This window comes from Flavobacteriales bacterium, from assembly GCA_016713875.1.
Lineage (GTDB): Bacteria > Bacteroidota > Bacteroidia > Flavobacteriales_F > PHOS-HE28 > PHOS-HE28.
On record JADJOI010000002.1, the window covers coordinates 258,151 to 276,542 of the forward strand.

An 18,392-nucleotide genomic window follows, 5' to 3' on the forward strand; every position below is an offset into this window, starting at 1 on the left:
GGCAGGCAGGAACCGATACAAGGGCCACCTGTAGATGGACCACCAGGCTCACGACCACGCCACGACCCGCGAGGGTTCCGGTTTGCCGACCGGAGCGGTCCGGATACAGGGCATCCTTCCAACCCTGCTCCCCGCCCATGCTCCGTTCCATTGTAGCCGCAGCCGCGGCCCTGTCGATCGCCCTTAGCGGTCACGCCCAGACGGCCTCCCAGACGAGCGCCGTTCAGCTGCAGGCCGCCGTGCAGAGCAGCCCGCCGAGGATCACCCTCAGTTGGCCGGCCTTCACCAACACCACCGGCATCACCATCTACCGGAAGGCAAAGAGCGCCACCTCCTGGGGAAGTGCGATCGCCACGCCGGCCGCCTCGTCCACCAGTTATCAGGACAACGCGGTCACTGTCGGAACGTACTACGAGTACCGTGTGGTGCGCACGGCCAACGCCGGCACCGGGCAGGGCTATATCGCTGCGGGCATCGAGGTTCCGGCCACCGAGTACATGGGCAAGCTGGTGTTGCTGGTGGACAACACGTTCAGCACGAGCCTCAGCGCCGAGCTCGCCATCCTCGAACAGGACCTGAAGGCCGATGGATGGACGGTGCTTCGGACGGATGTCAGCCGCACCGCGACCCCGACGAGCATCCGCGGCATCATCCAGAACGCCTACAACGCCGACCCTACCAATGTGAAGGCGGTGTACCTCTTCGGCCATGTGCCGGTGCCGTACAGCGGCAACATCGCGCCTGATGGGCACAACGAGCACCAGGGCGCCTGGCCCTCCGATACCTACTACGCGGATGTCAACGGCACCTGGACCGACAACTCGGTCAACATTGTCACGAGCCAGCGCGTGGAGAACCGCAATATCCCCGGGGACGGGAAGTTCGACCAGAGCGACCTTCCGAATGCCGCGGAACTGCAGGTCGGCCGGGTCGACCTGTACGACCTGCCCGCCTTCAGTCAGACGGAGACCGAGCTCTTGCGCGCCTATCTGAACAAGGCGCATGACTTCAAGGTCAAGGGCTTCACCCCGCAGGTGCGGGGTATCGTGTTCGACAACTTCCAATACACGGGTTACCCCCTGGCCGCCGGTGGCATCCGCACCATCGCGCCGTTGGTGGGCACGGCCAACGTGACCTTCCCGAACCAGAACGGTTCACCGTTCTACACGCTGGTCAACAACCAGAGCTACCTGTGGACCTACAGCTGTGGTGGGGGGCTGCAGCAAACGGTGAACGGCGTGCTCACTTACAATGGAGCGAACAACGTCGCCACCACCCAGAACCTGGCCGCCAGTCAGTTCGACGGGGTCTTCAATCTCTCCTTCGGCAGCTACTTCGGGGATTGGGACAACAAGAACAACTTCCTGCGCGCTTTCCTCGCCAGTGGCAAGGCCCTCAGCAATTGCTGGTCGGCCATCCCGCACTACGCCTTCCACCACATGGGTCTGGGCGACAACATCGGGTACAGCGGCCTGGCCACCATGAACAACACCACCAGCTTGTACGCGCCGATGCACGGCGGCTGGCAAGGAAGCATCGGCAAGTCGCACCTCGCGCTCATGGGCGACCCCTCGCTCCGCATGACGATGGTGGCGCCACCGACCAACCTTCAAGTGAGCAATGCGGGAGGCAACGCGAACTTCGCCTGGACGGCCTCATCGGAAACGGTCCTCGGCTACTACATCTACGCGTTCGACCCCGGCACCGGGGCCGTGTCGCGCGTGGTCCCTGGATTGGTGACGGGAACCGCGTACACCAGCCCGACGGTGCCCTTCATTGCCGGCCGACAGTACATGGTGCGCGCCGTGAAACAGCAGACCTCGGCCAGCGGGAGCTACTACAACCTCAGCCTCGGTTCCATCGCCACCGCCTCCGGAACACCGCAACCCGACTGCCAGGGCGTACCGGGTGGCGCTTCGGTCCCGGGTTCGGCCTGCAACGATAACAACCCCTGCACCACCAACGACACATGGAACGCGAGCTGCCAGTGCGTGGGCACGGCGAGCCCGGACAGCGATGGGGACGGGATCTGCAACGCGACGGACAACTGCCCGAACACCCCGGGTCAGGTGGGCAGCGCATGCAACGACAACAACCCGTGCACGACGAACGATGTGCTGAACGCGAGCTGCCAGTGCGTGGGCACGGCGAGCCCGGACAGCGATGGGGACGGGATCTGCAACGCGACGGACAACTGCCCGAACACCCCGGGTCAGGTGGGCAGCGCATGCAACGACAACAACCCGTGCACGACGAACGATGTGCTGAACGCGAGCTGCCAGTGCGTGGGCACGGCGAGCCCGGACAGCGATGGGGACGGGATCTGCAACGCGACGGACAACTGCCCGAACACGCCGGGTCAGGTGGGCAGCGCGTGCAACGACAACAACCCGTGCACGACGAACGATGTGCTGAACGCAAGCTGCCAGTGCGTGGGCACGGCGAGCCCGGACAGCGATGGGGACGGGATCTGCAACGCGACGGACAACTGCCCGAACACGCCGGGTCAGGTGGGCAGCGCGTGCAACGACAACAACCCGTGCACGACGAACGATGTGCTGAACGCAAGCTGCCAGTGCGTGGGCACGGCGAGCCCGGACAGCGATGGGGACGGGATCTGCAACGCGACGGACAACTGCCCGAACACGCCGGGTCAGGTGGGCAGCGCGTGCAACGACAACAACCCGTGCACGACGAACGATGTGCTGAACGCAAGCTGCCAGTGCGTGGGCACGGCGAGCCCGGACAGCGATGGGGATGGGATCTGCAACGCGACGGACAACTGCCCGAACACGCCGGGTCAGGTGGGCAGCGCGTGCAACGACAACGACCCGTGCACGACGAACGATGTGCTGAACGCAAGCTGCCAGTGCGTGGGCACGGCGAGCCCGGACAGCGATGGGGACGGGATCTGCAACGCGACGGACAACTGCCCGAACACCCCGGGTCAGGTGGGCAGCGCGTGCAACGACAACGACCCGTGCACGACGAACGATGTGCTGAACGCGAGCTGCCAGTGCGTAGGCACGGCGAGCCCGGACAGCGATGGGGACGGGATCTGCAACGCGACGGACAACTGCCCGAACACGCCGGGTCAGGTGGGCAGCGCGTGCAACGACAACAACCCGAACACGATCAACGACGTGGTGAGCGCGAACTGCGTGTGTACCGGTACCCTGGTGACGCTGGACTGCCTGGGGGTCCCGAACGGCACGGCGCTGCCGGGCACTGCGTGCAACGACGGCAACGCGAACACGGGCAACGACCTGTGGGACGCGAACTGCATCTGCGCCGGTCAGTTGCTGGACTGCCTGGGCGTGCCGGGTGGCAGCGCTGCCGGGCACGTCCTGCAACGACAACAACGCGAACACGATCAACGACCTCTGGGGTGCGAACTGCGTGTGCGCGGGCACTCCGGTGACGCTGGACTGCCTGGGCGTGCCGAACGGCACGGCGCTGCCGGGCACGGCCTGTGACGACGGCAACGCGAACACGATCAACGATCTCTGGGGTGCGAACTGCGTGTGCGCGGGCACTCCGGTGACGCTGGACTGCCTGGGCGTACCGAACGGCACGGCGCTGCCGGGCACGGCCTGCGATGACGGCAACGCGAACACCGGCAACGATCTGTGGGACGCGAACTGCACCTGCGCCGGTCAGTTGCTGGACTGCCTGGGCGTGCCGGGTGGCAGCGCTCTGCCGGGCACAGCGTGCAACGACAACAACGCGAACACGATCAACGACCTCTGGGGTGCGAACTGCACCTGCTCCGGCCAGCTGATCGATTGCCTGGGCGTGCCGGGTGGTAGCGCTTTGCCGGGCACCGCGTGCAACGACAACAACACGAACACGATCAACGACCTCTGGGGTGCGAACTGCATCTGCGCCGGCACTCCGGTGACGCTGGACTGCCTGGGCGTGCCGAACGGCACAGCGCTGCCGGGCACGGGCTGTGACGACGGCAACGCGAACACGGGCAACGACCTGTGGGACGCGAACTGCACCTGCTCCGGCCAGCTGATCGATTGCCTGGGCGTGCCGGGTGGTAGCGCTTTGCCGGGCACCGCGTGCAACGACAACAACCCGAACACGATCAACGACCTATGGGGTGCGAACTGCGTGTGCGCGGGCACTCCGGTGACGCTGGACTGCCTGGGCGTACCGAACGGCACGGCGCTGCCGGGCACGGCCTGCGATGACGGCAACGCGAACACCGGCAACGATCTGTGGGACGCGAACTGCACTTGCGCCGGTCAGTTGCTGGACTGCCTGGGCGTGCCGGGTGGCAGCGCTCTGCCGGGCACAGCGTGCAACGACAACAACGCGAACACGATCAACGACCTCTGGGGTGCGAACTGCGTGTGCGCGGGCACTCCGGTGACGCTGGACTGCCTGGGCGTCCCGAACGGCACGGCGCTGCCGGGCACGTCCTGCAACGACAACAACGCGAACACGATCAACGACCTCTGGGGTGCGAACTGCGTGTGCGCGGGCACTCCGGTGACGCTGGACTGCCTGGGCGTGCCGAACGGCACGGCGCTGCCGGGCACTGCGTGCAACGACGGCAACGCGAACACGGGCAATGACCTGTGGGACGCGAACTGCATCTGCGCCGGTCAGTTGCTGGACTGCCTGGGCGTGCCGGGTGGCAGCGCGCTGCCGGGCACGTCCTGCAACGACAACAACGCGAACACGATCAACGACCTCTGGGGTGCGAACTGCGTGTGCGCGGGCACTCCGGTGACGCTGGACTGCCTGGGCGTGCCGAACGGCACGGCGCTGCCGGGCACGGCCTGTGACGACGGCAACGCGAACACCGGCAACGACCTGTGGGACGCGAACTGCATCTGCGCCGGTCAGTTGCTGGACTGCCTGGGCGTGCCGGGTGGCAGCGCGCTGCCGGGCACGTCCTGCAACGACAACAACACGAACACGATCAACGACCTCTGGGGTGCGAACTGCATCTGCGCCGGTACCCTGGTGACGCTGGACTGCCTGGGCGTCCCGAACGGCACGGCGCTGCCGGGCACGGGCTGTGACGACGGCAACGCGAACACGATCAACGACCTCTGGGGTGCGAACTGCATCTGCGCGGGCACTCCGGTGACCCTGGACTGCCTGGGCGTACCGAACGGCACGGCGCTGCCGGGCACGTCCTGCAACGACAACAACGCGAACACGATCAACGACCTCTGGGGTGCGAACTGCGTCTGCGCCGGGACCCTGGTGACGCTGGACTGCCTGGGCGTCCCGAACGGCACGGCGCTGCCGGGCACGGGCTGTGACGACGGCAACGCGAACACCGGCAACGACCTGTGGGACGCGAACTGCACCTGCGCCGGCCAGTTGCTGGACTGCCTGGGCGTACCGGGTGGCAGCGCTTTGCCGGGCAGCGCGTGCAACGACAACAACGCGAACACGATCAACGACCTCTGGGGTGCGAACTGCATCTGCGCGGGCACTCCGGTGACGCTGGACTGCCTGGGCGTACCGAACGGCACGGCGCTGCCGGGCACGGGCTGTGACGACGGCAACGCGAACACCGGCAACGACCTGTGGGACGCGAACTGCACCTGCTCCGGTCAGTTGCTGGACTGCCTGGGCGTGCCGGGTGGTAGCGCGCTGCCGGGCACCGCGTGCAACGACAACAACACGAACACGATCAACGACCTCTGGGGTGCGAACTGCATCTGCGCCGGCACTCCGGTGACGCTGGACTGCCTGGGCGTCCCGAACGGCACGGCGCTGCCGGGCACGGGCTGTGACGACGGCAACGCGAACACCGGCAACGACCTGTGGGACGCGAACTGCACCTGCGCCGGTCAGTTGCTGGACTGCCTGGGCTCGCCGGGTGGCAGCGCGCTGCCGGGCACGTCCTGCAACGACAACAACGCGAACACGATCAACGACCTCTGGGGTGCGAACTGCGTGTGTGCCGGTACCCTGGTGACGCTGGACTGCCTGGGCGTCCCGAACGGCACGGCGCTGCCGGGCACGGGCTGTGACGACGGCAACGCGAACACCGGCAACGACCTGTGGGACGCGAACTGCACCTGCGCCGGCCAGTTGCTGGACTGCCTGGGCGTACCGGGTGGCAGCGCTTTGCCGGGCAGCGCGTGCAACGACAACAACGCGAACACGATCAACGACCTCTGGGGTGCGAACTGCGTGTGCGCCGGTACCCTGGTGACGCTGGACTGCCTGGGCGTCCCGAACGGCACAGCGCTGCCGGGCACACCGTGTGATGACGGCAACAGCATGACGAACAACGATGGGTGGGATGCGGACTGCAACTGCTTCGGGTTCCTCGTACTGGTCGATTGCGCAGGGGTCCCGAACGGGAATGCCTTCCCAGGGACCCCATGTGATGATGGGGATGTCAACACGGGTAACGACACCTGGGATGCGAACTGTGCATGCAACGGGCAGGAGTATGATTGCGCGGGTGTTCCGGGGGGTACGGCCTACGTGGACGCCTGTGGCGTGTGCGCCAGCGGAACCACGGGCATCGTGGCCGACCCGGACAGCGACCAGGATGGCCTGCTGGACTGCATGGACGGCTGCCCCTACGCCTTCGATCCGGATCAGTCGGATTTCGACCAGGACGGCATCGGAGATGCCTGTGACAACTGCTCCTGGATCGCGAATCCCGATCAGGCGGACACGGACGGGAACGGCATCGGGGACGTCTGCGACCAGGCGAATGCGATCGCTGAAATGTCCGGGACCGCCCAGTTCACCTTCGCACCGAACCCCGCCCGGGAGGAGGTCCACATCACCGCGATGCCTGACGGCGTGCGGCGTGTACAGTTGGTCGCACTGACCGGGGCGGTGGTGCTGAACATCGAAGCGACGCAACGCAGGATCGCCTTGGATGCGGTGCCGGTGGGTGTGTATCAGATCATGGCGCTGGATGCGGACGGAAGACCGCTGGCGCAGGGCAGGCTCGTCCGGCAGTGACGTGCCCTGCTTGGAAGGAAGGCCCGGCCGGCAAGCCGGGCCTTTTTCATTTGATCAGGGAAACGTGACCGAAGTACTCCCGGCGCTCGGCACTGAACGCGTCCCGCACGATCATCCGCCAGGCGTACACGCCGTCCGGCAGAAGGTCTCCGGTGCCCTTCATCGCACCATTCCACGGAAGGCCGGGTTCGTTCGCTTCGAACACCATCTCGCCCCAGCGGTCGAAGATCCAGAAGCCGAAGTCTTCGGCATCCGCTCCCACGAGCACTGGCTCGAAGGTGTCGTTGATCCCGTCACCGTTCGGTGTGAACGCGTTGGGCACATGAACGATGAGCACATCGTCCACGAGCACCACGGCGCAGGCTTCGGCGGCACACCCCAGGCTGTCCGTGGCCTCCACGCACACGAGTTGATGACCCGCGGTCGGCGGGTCAAAGCGGTACCGCAGTTCCACCGTCGTGTCCACCGGAGCACCGTTCACCTTCCAGAGATGATCCCGACATGCGTCACCGACCGGCCAGGCCTCGACGACGGCATCATCCAACGGGATCACCGCACGCCGCACCTGAACGCCCACGTTCGGCGGTGGAAGGGCTGCGACCGGTGCGATGTTCGTGGTCTCCCACACGCAGCCGGCCGTATCCATGTACTGAATGCTCGGGTTGTACGTGCCCGGCTGCACATACGTGTGGTCCAAGGGGCCGTTCTGCACCGCCACCGACCCATCCCCGAGCTGCCACGTGAGCTCCACCACCGCCGCCCCGTACTGCGGGATCAGGGTAACGGCCAGAGGGGCGCATCCCGATGCGGGTACCACGGTGACGACGAGGTCGGGCCGTGCGGCGATGGCCACATGGATCGACGCCGTGTCCGAGAGGCCAGCACATGCGCCCGGACCATCCACGACGTACTGGTACATCCCCTCTGTGGCCATCGCGGGATCGATCACCGACGAGGTCGATGAGCCGTCCGGTGCCATCCAGACACCACCGGGTTGCGCCAAGGGACCGAGCAGCGTGCTCATGTCCACAGGCCATCCGAACGAGCATAGCGTCAGCGTTCCATCGGCTCCGGCCTCAGGCAATGCATCCACGGCCAGCGTCAGGATGGCCGACGCGTTCGGGCAGGGGGCAGTACCTGGGACCGTGTACGTGTATGGTCCTGTAACCGCACTACCGGGGTCGATCGGTGGGGTCACCAGCCCTCCACCCGGTGCGGTCCACGTTCCGCCGGGAGCAGGACTGCCGCCCAGCATGGTCGTGGGGTCGAACGGCGCGTCTCCTTCACACACGCTAAGGGATGCACTGACCCCGGCCTCGGCGGGAAGGACCTCATCCACGAGCGCTGTGGCTGAATCAGCTGGGCAGGGCCCCACTCCGGCGACGATGTATTGGTATATGCCAGGGATGTCGGTGAGCGGATCGTAGTCCGGACCCTGCGTGTTGCCGTTCGGGTCCGTCCATACACCTCCGGGGTCGGGACTTCCACCGAGCGCGCTCAGCAGGGTGTTCGGTACGCCGTTCGCGCAGATGGTGAGCGTTCCGGACACACCTGCATCAGGCGGTGCGAGCAGGCTCAGGGTCACCGTGTGCACACCGTCCGCGCAGGGCGGGACGGCCGTCAACGTGTAGCTGTAGGCGCCAGCGACCGCCGTGGACGGGTCCACCAGTCCGCTCGTGGACCCGCCATTGGGGTCGGTCCAGGCGCCCGTGGCCGGAAGCCCGACGAGCAGGGCGAACAGGTCCACTGGCGCTGCGCTCGTGCACGCGGTGAGGGCGGCCGATTGTCCCGTGGGCGGAGCGGGCACCAAGGTCAGGTCCACTTCGGCCGAGGCCGAAAGACAGGGCGGTGGTGCCGTCAGCGCATACGTGTATGTGCCCGCGGTGGCGGTGCCCGGGGTGATCGTTCCACCAACGGGCAGGCCGTTCGGGTCCGTCCATGTGCCTCCTGGATCGGGCGTTCCGCCGAGCAGCAGAAAGAGGTCCGCCGTAGGCAGATCGTCGCACAGGCTGACCACCGCATCGGTACCTGCATCGGGCTGGTTCACCTCGGTCACCTGCACGGTCGCGCTCGCATCCGGGCAGGCCGTGGCGCCCGTCACCGTATAGGTGTAGGTGCCCGGGCCGTTCAAGTTCGGATCGTAGGTCCCACTGAACGCGGACCCGTTGGGGTCCGTCCAGCTTCCTCCCGGTTGCGCCGTTCCACCCAGGAGCGTGAAGAGGTCGGTGAGGCCGCCGGCGGCACAGACGGTCACAGTACCGTTGGTTCCGGCATCCGGCGCCAGCTCGGTGGTCATGGTCACAGTGGCGCTGGCGATCCCGCATGGGGGACCTGTGCCGACCGTGTACGTGTAGCCGCCGTCCAGGCTCACCCCCGGGGTGAAGGTCCCACCGAAGGCCTGACCGTTCGGATCCGTCCATCCGCCCCCGGGTTGTGGGCTTCCGCCCAAGAGGGTGGACAGCGCGATCGCGGCGTCACTGGAGCAGACCGTGAAGGTCCCACCGGTCCCGGCATCGGGCTGCGGATCCACTGTGATGGAGATCGTCGCAAGGTCATCCGCGCACGGTGCCGTTCCGGCCACGGTGTAGCTGTACGTTCCGGCCGGGTCCATTGCGGGATCGAAGAGGGCGCCATGGGCCATTCCATTCGGGTCGGTCCATGTTCCACCGGCATCCGGAGCACCGCCGAGCTGAAGGAAGAGGTCGATCGCCGGGCTGGTGTTGCAGACGGACACTGCACCATTCGATCCGGCGTCCGGAGCAACGTTCACCACGACGGTCACCGTGCTCTGTGCGTCGACGCAGGGTGGCGTTCCGGTCAAGGAGTAGGTGTAGATGCCGGCCGTTCCGCTCAAGGGATCGAAGAGGCTGCCGATCAGCGGACCGGGTCCGCTCCAGCTGCCGCCCGGGTCGGCCGAAGGCCCGAGGAGCGCGAAGAGGTCCACGGCCGGTGCATCGCTGCAGAGCGTCGCCGAGGTGGATGTGCCTGCCTGGGGCTGCGTGTTGATGCTCACGGTCACCACGGCCTGGTCCGAACAGCCGGCGTTGGCATCGACCACTTCATAGGTATAGGCACCCGACGATGCCGTGGCGGGGTCAAGAAGGCCCGGCGCCGGGTCGCCGAGCGGACCGGTCCAGCTGCCTCCGGGTTGAGCCGTGGCGCCCAGCAGGGCGAACAGATCGATCGGCGGACCCTGATCACAGGTGGTGATGGCCGCGTCCACACCCGCCTCCGCCATGCAGCATGCAGCCGTGGCCGGGGCACTGGCCACCACGACATCGCCCGTGCAACCGGAACTGCCCCAACTGCCCGTTTCGCTATCGCCGTAGGTGTTGACCGTCATGCCGAGGTCGGCCCCGTCCACGCAATCCACGCCGTTGCTCACGCTGACGGTCCAGCAGAACTGCCAGTTGGTGGCGCCGTTGCAGTAGTCACCGAAGTTGTTGCCCGGGTCGCCGTCGTTGTCGAGGTCGAAGAAAAAGCCGGGGCCCACAGTGCCGATGGCCGTGGCCGCCGTGCCTGTGCAGGTAGGATACCAGCCCCAGGTCCCCGTGCTCGGGCCACAGGTCGGAGGCGGAGGGCCGGGCGTCAGCGTGCCGGTGTCCCATCCCGGGCCCATCACCGGCACCAGACCATGGAACCAATTGGCATTGGTCGTGTTCCAGAAGGTGATGGTGAAGCAGAAGGTCACGGACTGGCCGCCCGTGTAGGTGCCGTTCACCGGAGGCGGAGCGGCGGTATAGGTGTAGGTGACCAGGCATGGCTGCGCCAACAGCGATGCCGGGAAGAGGATGGCGACAAGAAGGAGGGCACGGGAGGCCACTTCCGCAGGGTGTTGCTGCGGTAAGATAGCGGCTTGAAGCCTGCCCGGCGAAAAGCCGCGCTCAGCGGGCGATCACGGTGCCCACCCGGCCCCTGCGCCGGCCGTCCACACCCTCCACCACGCAACGATAGGTGCCGGCCTTCAGGTCGCCTCGTTCGATCCGATGCTCACCGGCACCGAGGCCGTCCACCCGAAGGGCCTCGCGCCCCTGCGCATCGAACAGCACAAGCGACACCTGGGCCTGCCCCTCAGGCATCACCGCGGTGAATCCGTTCTCGAACACGGTGGGGTAGAGGTACGCGGATGGAGCGGCTGCGGACTCTTCCACAGCCACGGTGCTGCCGACCGTGGAGTAGATGTCCGTGAAGGACCCCACGTACAACAGGCTGCCGTCCGCGAAGAACTCCTCCAGGCTCACCAGGTCGATGACGGAAACGCCTCCGTTGTAAGCCGCGAAGCTCGCCCCGTTGTCGATCGAGCGGTAGATGCCGGTCTGGTTCGGCACGATCACGAACACCTTGGCATCATAGCCGATGATCTCCCCATCGGCCAGGCTGGTGGGCGTGCCCGTGGCGTCGTTCCAGGTGCTGCCGTTGTTGGTGCTGTACTTCACCCCGAAGGTGGAGACCATCACCAGATCGCTCCCGGCGGCGGCCACCCCGAACACGGTGTAGTTCACGCCGGGCATCGCGGTCCAGTTGAGGCCGTTGTTCGAGCTGGTGTAGATGCCGGTGTTCGTGGCCGCGTACAGCAGGGCACCCACTTGCGTGAGGTGGTACACGATGGTGTTGGAGCCCATGCCCGAGTGCCCCACGTTCCAAGTGCCCCCCAGGTTGTCCGTCTTCCAGATGCCTCCACCCTGGTTCACGGTACCGGTGAATACGGCGAAGAGGTCAGTGCCGAAGGAAAAGAGCTTGTTCGCGAACACCTGATTGCTTGCCGTCAGGGTTCCGTTGACGCTCGACCAGGAAGTTCCTCCGTTGTCCGACCGATAGATGCCCGACTGGGTGCCGGCGAAGAGCGATGTGCCTTTGCGTCCCACCGACTCCACGAAATAGTTGCCCCCGTTCTGTGGCAGCCCGGTGTTCACCGGGGTCCAGGTCGAACCCCCGTTGGTGCTCTTCTTCACCCCGGTGGGGAAGGTGACGGCGTACAGAGCTCCACCCTCCGAGGTCATGCTGCGGGTCTGTTGCTGACCACTGGCCAGTGCCGACCATTGGGCGGTCGCCGTGCAGGTGAGCAGGGAAAGAAGAGCGAGCGGAGCGATCCGGAACAGGTGCATGGTGTCGGGTTGGGCCCGCAAGTTGCGACCGGTCCCCGGGGTGTTCACCGCTCAGGTGCTGCCCTTTTTCAACAGCTGGGCGTCGTGGGTCCGGCGCAGCCGGTCGCGCACGGCACTGAAGGCTTCGCAGGTGCGGTCCAGCGCTTCACCGAGCAGCTGCCCCAGCTTGAACCCGGCACTGGCTTCAGCCCCAGGACGCTCCAGCATGCTTCGCGCACCTGCCGGATGACGCAGCACGGCCTCCTCCAAGCAGGCGCGCACCTGTCGTTCCACCGTGGTGCTCGAGGCCGCAAGGTCCACGGCCCCCACACATCCGCAAAGCGCCTCTATCAGTGCCTTTTCGTCGTTGTGTACCGCAGTGGATTGTGCGGTGGACGGCGACCCGGTCCCGCCGAGGCATACCATCAGCCCTAAGCCATGGATCACCCTTCGCACACCGAAAGGTAGCCAAGCTGGTGATGGATGCTGTCCTATGTGACCAGCGGTGTCCGGTCCGGGCCGAACGGTGCGCCGGGATGCGGCCGTGTCCACCCGCTACCTTTGCCGACCTCATGGCCGCCCGCCTGCTTCGGTGCATCGCCTGGATCATGCTTCTGAGCGTGGGTTCGGCCATCCTCCCATCCGGGCTCGGTGTGCTGCATGCGTGCAGCCATCACGCGGATCTTGAGCATGAAACGGAGCAGGTCCCTGCATCGGACGCCGGTTGTGTAGGCTGCGTGCTCGCCCTGGCCGAGGCGGTGGTCATCGCACCGCTGGTCCTGCGTCCCGTGATGGGCATCCTTGTGCTCGGGGACCAGAGGCCAGCGGGCACTGCCCTGGCCATGCCGGCCTGGTGCACCGTGGATCGTGGACCACCGACGCTGGGCTGAGCGCCGGCGTTCGTGTTCGATCATCCCTGTTCCCTGTTGCCATGTCCTTCATCCGGCCCTCGTCGGCCCTGCTCGTTCTCTTGTTCGGCGTCCAGCTCCGCGCCCAGGAAGGGTGCACGCTGGTGTTGTCCGGCTCCGTGGTGGATGACCATGACGGGGCACCGTTGGGCTTCGCGGAGGTCGTGATCGTGGGCAAGGACGCGGGTGTGGTGGCCGATGCGGAAGGACGGTTCGTGATCAAGGGGCTCTGCCCCGGACCGCTGGAGCTCCGCATCGAACACCTGGGCTGTCAGCCGGTGCTGCGGAAAGTGGAGATGCAGTTCGATCGCGCCATCACCGTGCGGCTGGAGCATCATGCCGAGGAGCTGAAGCAGGCGGAGGTGGTGCGCGAACGGCCCGACGAGAACGTGGGCATGTCCAGGGCCGTGGTGGACAGGGCCGACATGGAGCGGGCCGCGGGACGCTCCCTCGCCGAGATGGTGGCCAGCGTCCCGGGGGTCACCGTGCTGCGCTCCGGTCCGGTCATCGCCAAACCGGTCGTGCAAGGCCTTTCCGGCAACCGCGTGCTCACGCTCAATCAAGGGGTGCGGCAGGAGGATCAGCAGTGGGGCGGGGAGCACGCCCCGGACCTCGATCCGTTCAGCACCGACCGCATCGAACTGGTGAAGGGCGCCGCCTCGGTGCAGTATGGAAGCGATGCTCTTGGCGGGGTCGTCCTCACATCGCCCGTGGAGCTGCCGCGTGAAGGTGGCGTGGGCGGCGCCGTCGGCGTGGTGGGCACCAGCAACGGTCTGGGAGGCACCGCGCAGGCCGTCCTCGAAGGTGGCATCGGTCATCTGCGGGGCCCGGGTTGGCGGATCCAGGGTTCCGGCCGCCTGCTGGGCGATGGCCAGGCTCCGGGATACGTGCTGAGCAACACCGGACTGCGGGAAGGCGCCGGGTCGGTCGCCGTGGGGCATCATCGCCCCCGCCATGGTGTGGAGCTCTACTACAGCTATCTGGCGCGGGAGGTGGGCATCCTGCGGGCGGCGCACATCGGCAACCTCACCGACCTGGAGAACGCCATCGCCCGGGATGATCCGTGGTATCAAGCGCCGTTCACCCATGCCATCGACGCGCCGCGGCAAACCGTGCGGCACCACCTGTTCAAGGCGCATGGCGAGCTTCGTGTCGCGCGGCGCGGGCAGTTGGAGGTCACTTACGCCTACCAGGCCAATGACAGGCAGGAGTATGACATCCGGCGCGCCGGGCGCAGTGCGCGTCCCGCGCTCGACCTCTTCCTGGCCACGCACTCGGCCGACCTCGTGCTGAAACACCACGTGGGCGCGCGGCTTCACGGCAAGGTCGGGGCGAATGGGCTGTTGCAGACCAATGTGAACATCCCGGGCACCGGCGTCAGCCCCTTGATCCCGGACTTTCGGCGGAACCTGCTGGGTGTCTTCGTGCTGGAGCACCTGCCGCTCGGCGACCGGGTGGAACTGGAGGCCGGGGCCCGGATGGAGGGCGCTGGCCTCACTGTCTACACGTACGACGCGAATGACCGGCCGATCACGTCCGATCTCCGATTCCTGAACGGCGCAGGGAGCCTGGGGGCCAACTGGGGCGTTTCGGACAGCCTGCGGCTCCGGTTCAACCTCAGCTCCGCGTTCAGGCCGCCGCACGTGAGCGAGCTGTACAGCGCGGGCCTGCATCACGGCGCAGCGGCCATCGAGGAAGGGGACGCAAGCCTGGGCAGTGAACGCATGATCAAGGGCACGATCGATCTGGAAGGCAGTGCATGGCGCGGCAGGCTCACAGGCATCGTCTCGCTCCATGCCGGCCGGGCCGATGGGTTCATCCAACTGCGCCCGGATGGCGTGGAGCTCACGATCCGCGGTGCGTTCCCCGTGTTCCGCTACACCGCCACCGATGCGTTCATCTGGGGAGTCGACGGGCGTGCTCGCCTGCGGCTCTCGCGCAGCTGGAGCACCACCCTCGAATGGAGCATCGTACGGGGCCGGGACCTGGTGCGCGATGAGTGGCTCTACCTCATGCCTTCCGACCGTGGTGGGCTGCTGCTGGCCTGGCAAGGCGGAGATCAGGGGAGCCGCATGCGCCCTGAAGTGGCCGTTCGCTCGACCCTGGTGCTGCGTCAGACACGCTATCCCGTGGACCTCGACCTGGCCGATCCCCCGCCCACCTACCACCTTCTGGGGCTCAGCGCGGCGATCGAGCGCCGGATGGGAAGCGGCATCCTCCGCGTCGGCATCGAGGGGAACAACCTGCTCAATACACGATACCGCGACCTGATGGACCGCTTCAGGTACTACGCCGATGCGCGGGGCGTGGAAGTGTTGCTGCGGCTGGGCTACACGTTCGGCAGGCGCGCCGGCTGAGGCGGAGCATACGAGCGGGGTCCACGCACCGTTCCATGCTCATGCGCATCCCATCCCTGTTGTTGGTTCCGTTCCTGGTCGGGACGGCGTGCACCTCGGATCATGTTCCACGCGACCCCGCTGAGGGGGCGGTGAGCGTTCCCGGGCCGACCGGTGCTTCGGTGCCGTTGAGCGCGCTCCTGGACAGCCTCGGTGTGGGCTTGGACGCACTGGAGCTGCACGTGGACAAGAGCGACCGACGGCTGTGCGTGATGCGCGGCACCGAGGCCCTGCGCTGCTACGCCGTGGTGCTGGGCGGATCGCCCGAAGGGGACAAACGCATGCAGGGCGATCGGCGTACGCCCGAGGGACGCTTCACCTTCCGCGACAAATACCCGCATGGGGAGTGGCATCGGTTCGCGTGGATCGACTACCCCAACGCCGAAAGCCGCACGCGGTTCGAAAGGCGTCGTGCTTCCGGAGAGATCCCGGCCGATGCGGACATCGGCGGCGAGATCGGCATCCACGGCGTTCCGGAGGGCATGGACGTCCTCATCACCACGGGTGTCGATTGGACCCTGGGCTGCATCGCCATGCGCAACGCGGACCTCGACGAGGTGTACGCCTTGATCATCCCCGGACGAACGATCGTGCAGATCGGACCCTGAGCCTCGGTCCCGGTGCGCAAGGTCGGGTACCTGACCTTGCGCTTACTGGTCGAAGCGGTTCGGGAACTGCTGGCGAAGCACGCCGATCCCGTCGTGGATCTTGGCCTGTTGCTCGTGCTTGAAGCGCTCAAGGGCATCGGCGATCGCCGGGTCATGGGCGCCCAGGAGCTGCACGGCCAGGAGCCCGGCGTTACGTGCCCCGTTGATGGCCACGGTGGCCACGGGAACCCCAGCGGGCATCTGCACGATGCTCAACAGGCTGTCCCAGCCGTCGATGCTGTTGCGGCTGCGGATGGGCACGCCGATCACCGGCAGGGTGGTGAGGCTGGCCACCATGCCCGGCAGATGCGCGGCACCGCCGGCGCCGGCGATGATGGCTTTCAGCCCGCGTGTGCGTGCCGTGCGGGCATACTCGAACATGCGCTCCGGCGTGCGGTGTGCGCTCACCACCGTGAGCTCATGCTCCACTTGGAACTCCTTGAGCGTGTCGGCCGCCTCGCGCATCACTTCCAGGTCGCTGCGGCTGCCCATGATGATCCCGATCATGTCCGTGTGGGTGTTGAGGTCGCGTTCGGAGCGGCCGACACCACGCGCCCGTGCAGGCGGGTGACGGCGATGCCTTGGTCCAGTGCGTCGTGGTCCCCGGCCAGCAGGGTCACATGGCCCATCTTCCGGCCGTCGCGCGTTTCACGCTTGCCATACAGATGCACGAAGGAGCCCGGCACATGCACGATGTCGGAGAGCCCGTTCAGCACCGGCTCACCACGACCGCCTTCACCCACCAGGTTCACCATGGCCGCATGGGCCCGAAGCCGGGCGTCACCGATGGGCAGGTCGAGGTAGAGCCGAAGCAGCTGGTCGAACTGGCTGCTCGCGCAGGCTTCGATGGTATGATGGCCTGAATTGTGCGCGCGGGGTGCGGTCTCGTTCACGAGCAGGGCGCCGTCCGTGGTGAGGAACAGCTCGACGGCATAAAGCCCCGGAGCGCTGAAGGCATCCGCCACCCGAACGGCCAGCTTCCGCGCGTGGTCCAGGGTCACGGCGTCCAGACGGGCCGGTGCACGAAGGTGGTCCACCAGGTTGTAGCGCGGGTCGAACACCATCTCCACCGGGTCGTACGCCAGCGTGTTGCCCTTCGCATCACGCACCACCAATACCGCAAGCTCCAGCGCCACGGACACCTGCTCCTCCACGACGGCCGGTGCTTCGAAGGCGCGTGCGAGGTCCTCCGGCCCATGCAGTGCCATCACCCCCTTGCCATCATAGCCGCCGGTCCGCGCCTTCAGGAACGCCGGGAAGGTGGGCGGTGCGGCGAGCAGCGCGGCGCGCCCGTCCACCAGCCGGAACGGTGCGGTGGGGATGCCGTGGTCCCGATAGAACAGCTTTTGAGCGCCCTTGTCCTGGATGGTGCGCAGCACCGACGGATCGGGGATCACGCGCTTACCCATGGCGCGCGCCGCGTCCAAGGCGGACACGCTCACATGCTCGATCTCGATGCCCACCACATCGGCGTCTTGCACGAAACGCAGTACCGTGTCGTGATCGGCGAAGGATCCCTGCACGAAATGCTCAGCGATGCCGGCGCACGGACACTGTGGGTCGGGGTCGAGCACATGCACCCGCGCGTCGTACCGCAGGGCGTTCTCGATGAACATCCGGCCGAGCTGGCCGCCGCCCAGCAACGCGATGATCGGCCGTTGGCGCACGGGCCAAAGATAGCCCTGGCCTCAGCGCCGGCGGGCAGGCCGACGCTTGAACGGCTTGAACCGGTACCCCACGGTGAACTGAAGCGTGTTGTTGCGCGGGTAGACGGTGCTGTCCTGGGCCAGTGTCGGGGTCACACCGCCATAGTAGCGCAGTGTCAGGTCCGTACCACCGATCAGGTCCAGGCCGAGCCCGGCGATGATACCGGCATCGAGGGGCACGAAGCGATCGGTGGTGGTGCGGGCTTCCTCCACGGTCTCCGTGCGCGCCAACAGCAACCAGCCCAGCTGGCCGCCCATGTGCAGGTTGAACGTGTTGCTCACGAAGAACTTCACCGATACCGGAAGCTGGGCGTACAGATGGCGGTCCACCCACCGGGCCTCATCCTCACCCACCAGGTAGGAGGCGCCTTGCAGGCTCACGAGAAGCTCGGGCTGCAGTTCGATCCGGTCGCTCACGCCCAACGCCGCGTAGGGGCCGAGCGTAGCACCCGGCACCAGCCCGTACCGCACCAGTTCGGACCGGGCGGTGCTCAGCACCACGCCACCTTTGACGCCGATCGCCGATCGTTGGGCGGTGGCCCCCGCAACGGTCAGGATCAGGGCGAGGGTGGCTGCCTTCCGGTGACTCATGGCGACACGGATGTACAGACGCGTACGGGCGTCATTCCCCGAGGTTTCGGACCACGAACGGAGATCCGCCGGACGGTAGACGCCGGTCGACGAGCGAAGG

General features: G+C 66.8%; 11 protein-coding genes. 5 read left to right on the forward strand and 6 right to left on the reverse strand.

The features are described from left to right. The first annotated feature begins 137 nt into the window (after window positions 1-137). Both IPJ87_01210 and IPJ87_01215 read left to right on the forward strand, forming a co-directional pair. Entirely contained in the window at window positions 138-3,476 is a 3,339-nt protein-coding gene (locus tag IPJ87_01210; protein ID MBK7940495.1) for a thrombospondin type 3 repeat-containing protein, read from the forward strand. A 2,782-nt stretch (window positions 3,477-6,258) separates the two neighbouring features. Beyond that, the gene (locus tag IPJ87_01215) at window positions 6,259-6,960 is read left to right on the forward strand and encodes a thrombospondin type 3 repeat-containing protein (protein ID MBK7940496.1); all 702 of its coding nucleotides are present in this window, start codon (window positions 6,259-6,261) and stop codon (window positions 6,958-6,960) included. A 46-nt stretch (window positions 6,961-7,006) separates the two neighbouring features. Here IPJ87_01215 and IPJ87_01220 read toward each other — a convergent pair whose 3' ends face one another. The 3 genes from IPJ87_01220 to IPJ87_01230 all read right to left on the reverse strand — a co-directional run bounded on the left by IPJ87_01220 (window position 7,007) and on the right by IPJ87_01230 (window position 12,365). Beyond that, window positions 7,007-10,783 (reverse strand): gliding motility-associated C-terminal domain-containing protein, encoded by a 3,777-nt coding sequence (locus IPJ87_01220; GenBank protein ID MBK7940497.1) that lies wholly within the window; start codon window positions 10,781-10,783, stop codon window positions 7,007-7,009. Window positions 10,784-10,844: 61 nt separating this feature from the next. Beyond that, window positions 10,845-12,065: a hypothetical protein gene (locus IPJ87_01225; protein ID MBK7940498.1), complete on the reverse strand. Its 1,221-nt coding sequence runs from the start codon at window positions 12,063-12,065 to the stop codon at window positions 10,845-10,847. Window positions 12,066-12,116: 51 nt separating this feature from the next. After that, window positions 12,117-12,365 carry a hypothetical protein gene (locus tag IPJ87_01230; GenBank protein ID MBK7940499.1) on the reverse strand — a complete coding sequence of 83 codons (249 nt, stop codon included), beginning with the start codon at window positions 12,363-12,365 and terminating at the stop codon, window positions 12,117-12,119. Window positions 12,366-12,616: 251 nt separating this feature from the next. Between IPJ87_01230 and IPJ87_01235 the strand changes: the two genes are divergently transcribed. From IPJ87_01235 to IPJ87_01245, 3 genes are read left to right on the forward strand one after another with little or no spacing between them, the layout of a single operon-like run. Then, window positions 12,617-12,934, forward strand: a complete 318-nt coding sequence (locus tag IPJ87_01235) for a hypothetical protein (protein MBK7940500.1) — start codon at window positions 12,617-12,619, stop codon at window positions 12,932-12,934. Window positions 12,935-12,975: 41 nt separating this feature from the next. Continuing rightward, window positions 12,976-15,309: a TonB-dependent receptor gene (locus IPJ87_01240; GenBank protein ID MBK7940501.1), complete on the forward strand. Its 2,334-nt coding sequence runs from the start codon at window positions 12,976-12,978 to the stop codon at window positions 15,307-15,309. A gap of 41 nt (window positions 15,310-15,350) precedes the next feature. Then, complete coding sequence (locus tag IPJ87_01245; protein ID MBK7940502.1) at window positions 15,351-15,956, forward strand: L,D-transpeptidase family protein; 606 nt, start codon at window positions 15,351-15,353, stop codon at window positions 15,954-15,956. 42 nt (window positions 15,957-15,998) lie between these two features. Here the strand turns inward: IPJ87_01245 and purE are convergent, their stop codons facing one another. The 3 genes from purE to IPJ87_01260 all read right to left on the reverse strand — a co-directional run bounded on the left by purE (window position 15,999) and on the right by IPJ87_01260 (window position 18,292). Next, on the reverse strand, window positions 15,999-16,502 hold the full coding sequence (purE, locus tag IPJ87_01250; protein ID MBK7940503.1) for a 5-(carboxyamino)imidazole ribonucleotide mutase: 504 nt from the start codon (window positions 16,500-16,502) through the stop codon (window positions 15,999-16,001). Continuing rightward, entirely contained in the window at window positions 16,499-17,611 is a 1,113-nt protein-coding gene (locus tag IPJ87_01255) for an ATP-grasp domain-containing protein (protein MBK7940504.1), read from the reverse strand. The genes purE and IPJ87_01255 overlap by 4 nt, the downstream gene beginning before the upstream one ends. A 72-nt stretch (window positions 17,612-17,683) precedes the next feature. Continuing rightward, window positions 17,684-18,292: an outer membrane beta-barrel protein gene (locus IPJ87_01260; GenBank protein ID MBK7940505.1), complete on the reverse strand. Its 609-nt coding sequence runs from the start codon at window positions 18,290-18,292 to the stop codon at window positions 17,684-17,686. Window positions 18,293-18,392: the final 100 nt, after the last annotated feature.

What these genes read in the sequence shown, in the direction of transcription:
- IPJ87_01210 (MBK7940495.1), top strand. Translation starts at nt 138, where the DNA reads ATGCTCCGTTCCATTGTAGCCGCAGCCGCGGCCCTGTCGATCGCCCTT.
- IPJ87_01215 (MBK7940496.1), top strand. Translation starts at nt 6,259, where the DNA reads ATGACGAACAACGATGGGTGGGATGCGGACTGCAACTGCTTCGGGTTC.
- IPJ87_01225 (MBK7940498.1), bottom strand. Translation starts at nt 12,065, where the DNA reads ATGCACCTGTTCCGGATCGCTCCGCTCGCTCTTCTTTCCCTGCTCACC.
- IPJ87_01235 (MBK7940500.1), top strand. Translation starts at nt 12,617, where the DNA reads ATGGCCGCCCGCCTGCTTCGGTGCATCGCCTGGATCATGCTTCTGAGC.
- IPJ87_01240 (MBK7940501.1), top strand. Translation starts at nt 12,976, where the DNA reads ATGTCCTTCATCCGGCCCTCGTCGGCCCTGCTCGTTCTCTTGTTCGGC.
- IPJ87_01245 (MBK7940502.1), top strand. Translation starts at nt 15,351, where the DNA reads ATGCGCATCCCATCCCTGTTGTTGGTTCCGTTCCTGGTCGGGACGGCG.
- purE (MBK7940503.1), bottom strand. Translation starts at nt 16,502, where the DNA reads ATGATCGGGATCATCATGGGCAGCCGCAGCGACCTGGAAGTGATGCGC.
- IPJ87_01255 (MBK7940504.1), bottom strand. Translation starts at nt 17,611, where the DNA reads ATGTTCATCGAGAACGCCCTGCGGTACGACGCGCGGGTGCATGTGCTC.
- IPJ87_01260 (MBK7940505.1), bottom strand. Translation starts at nt 18,292, where the DNA reads ATGAGTCACCGGAAGGCAGCCACCCTCGCCCTGATCCTGACCGTTGCG.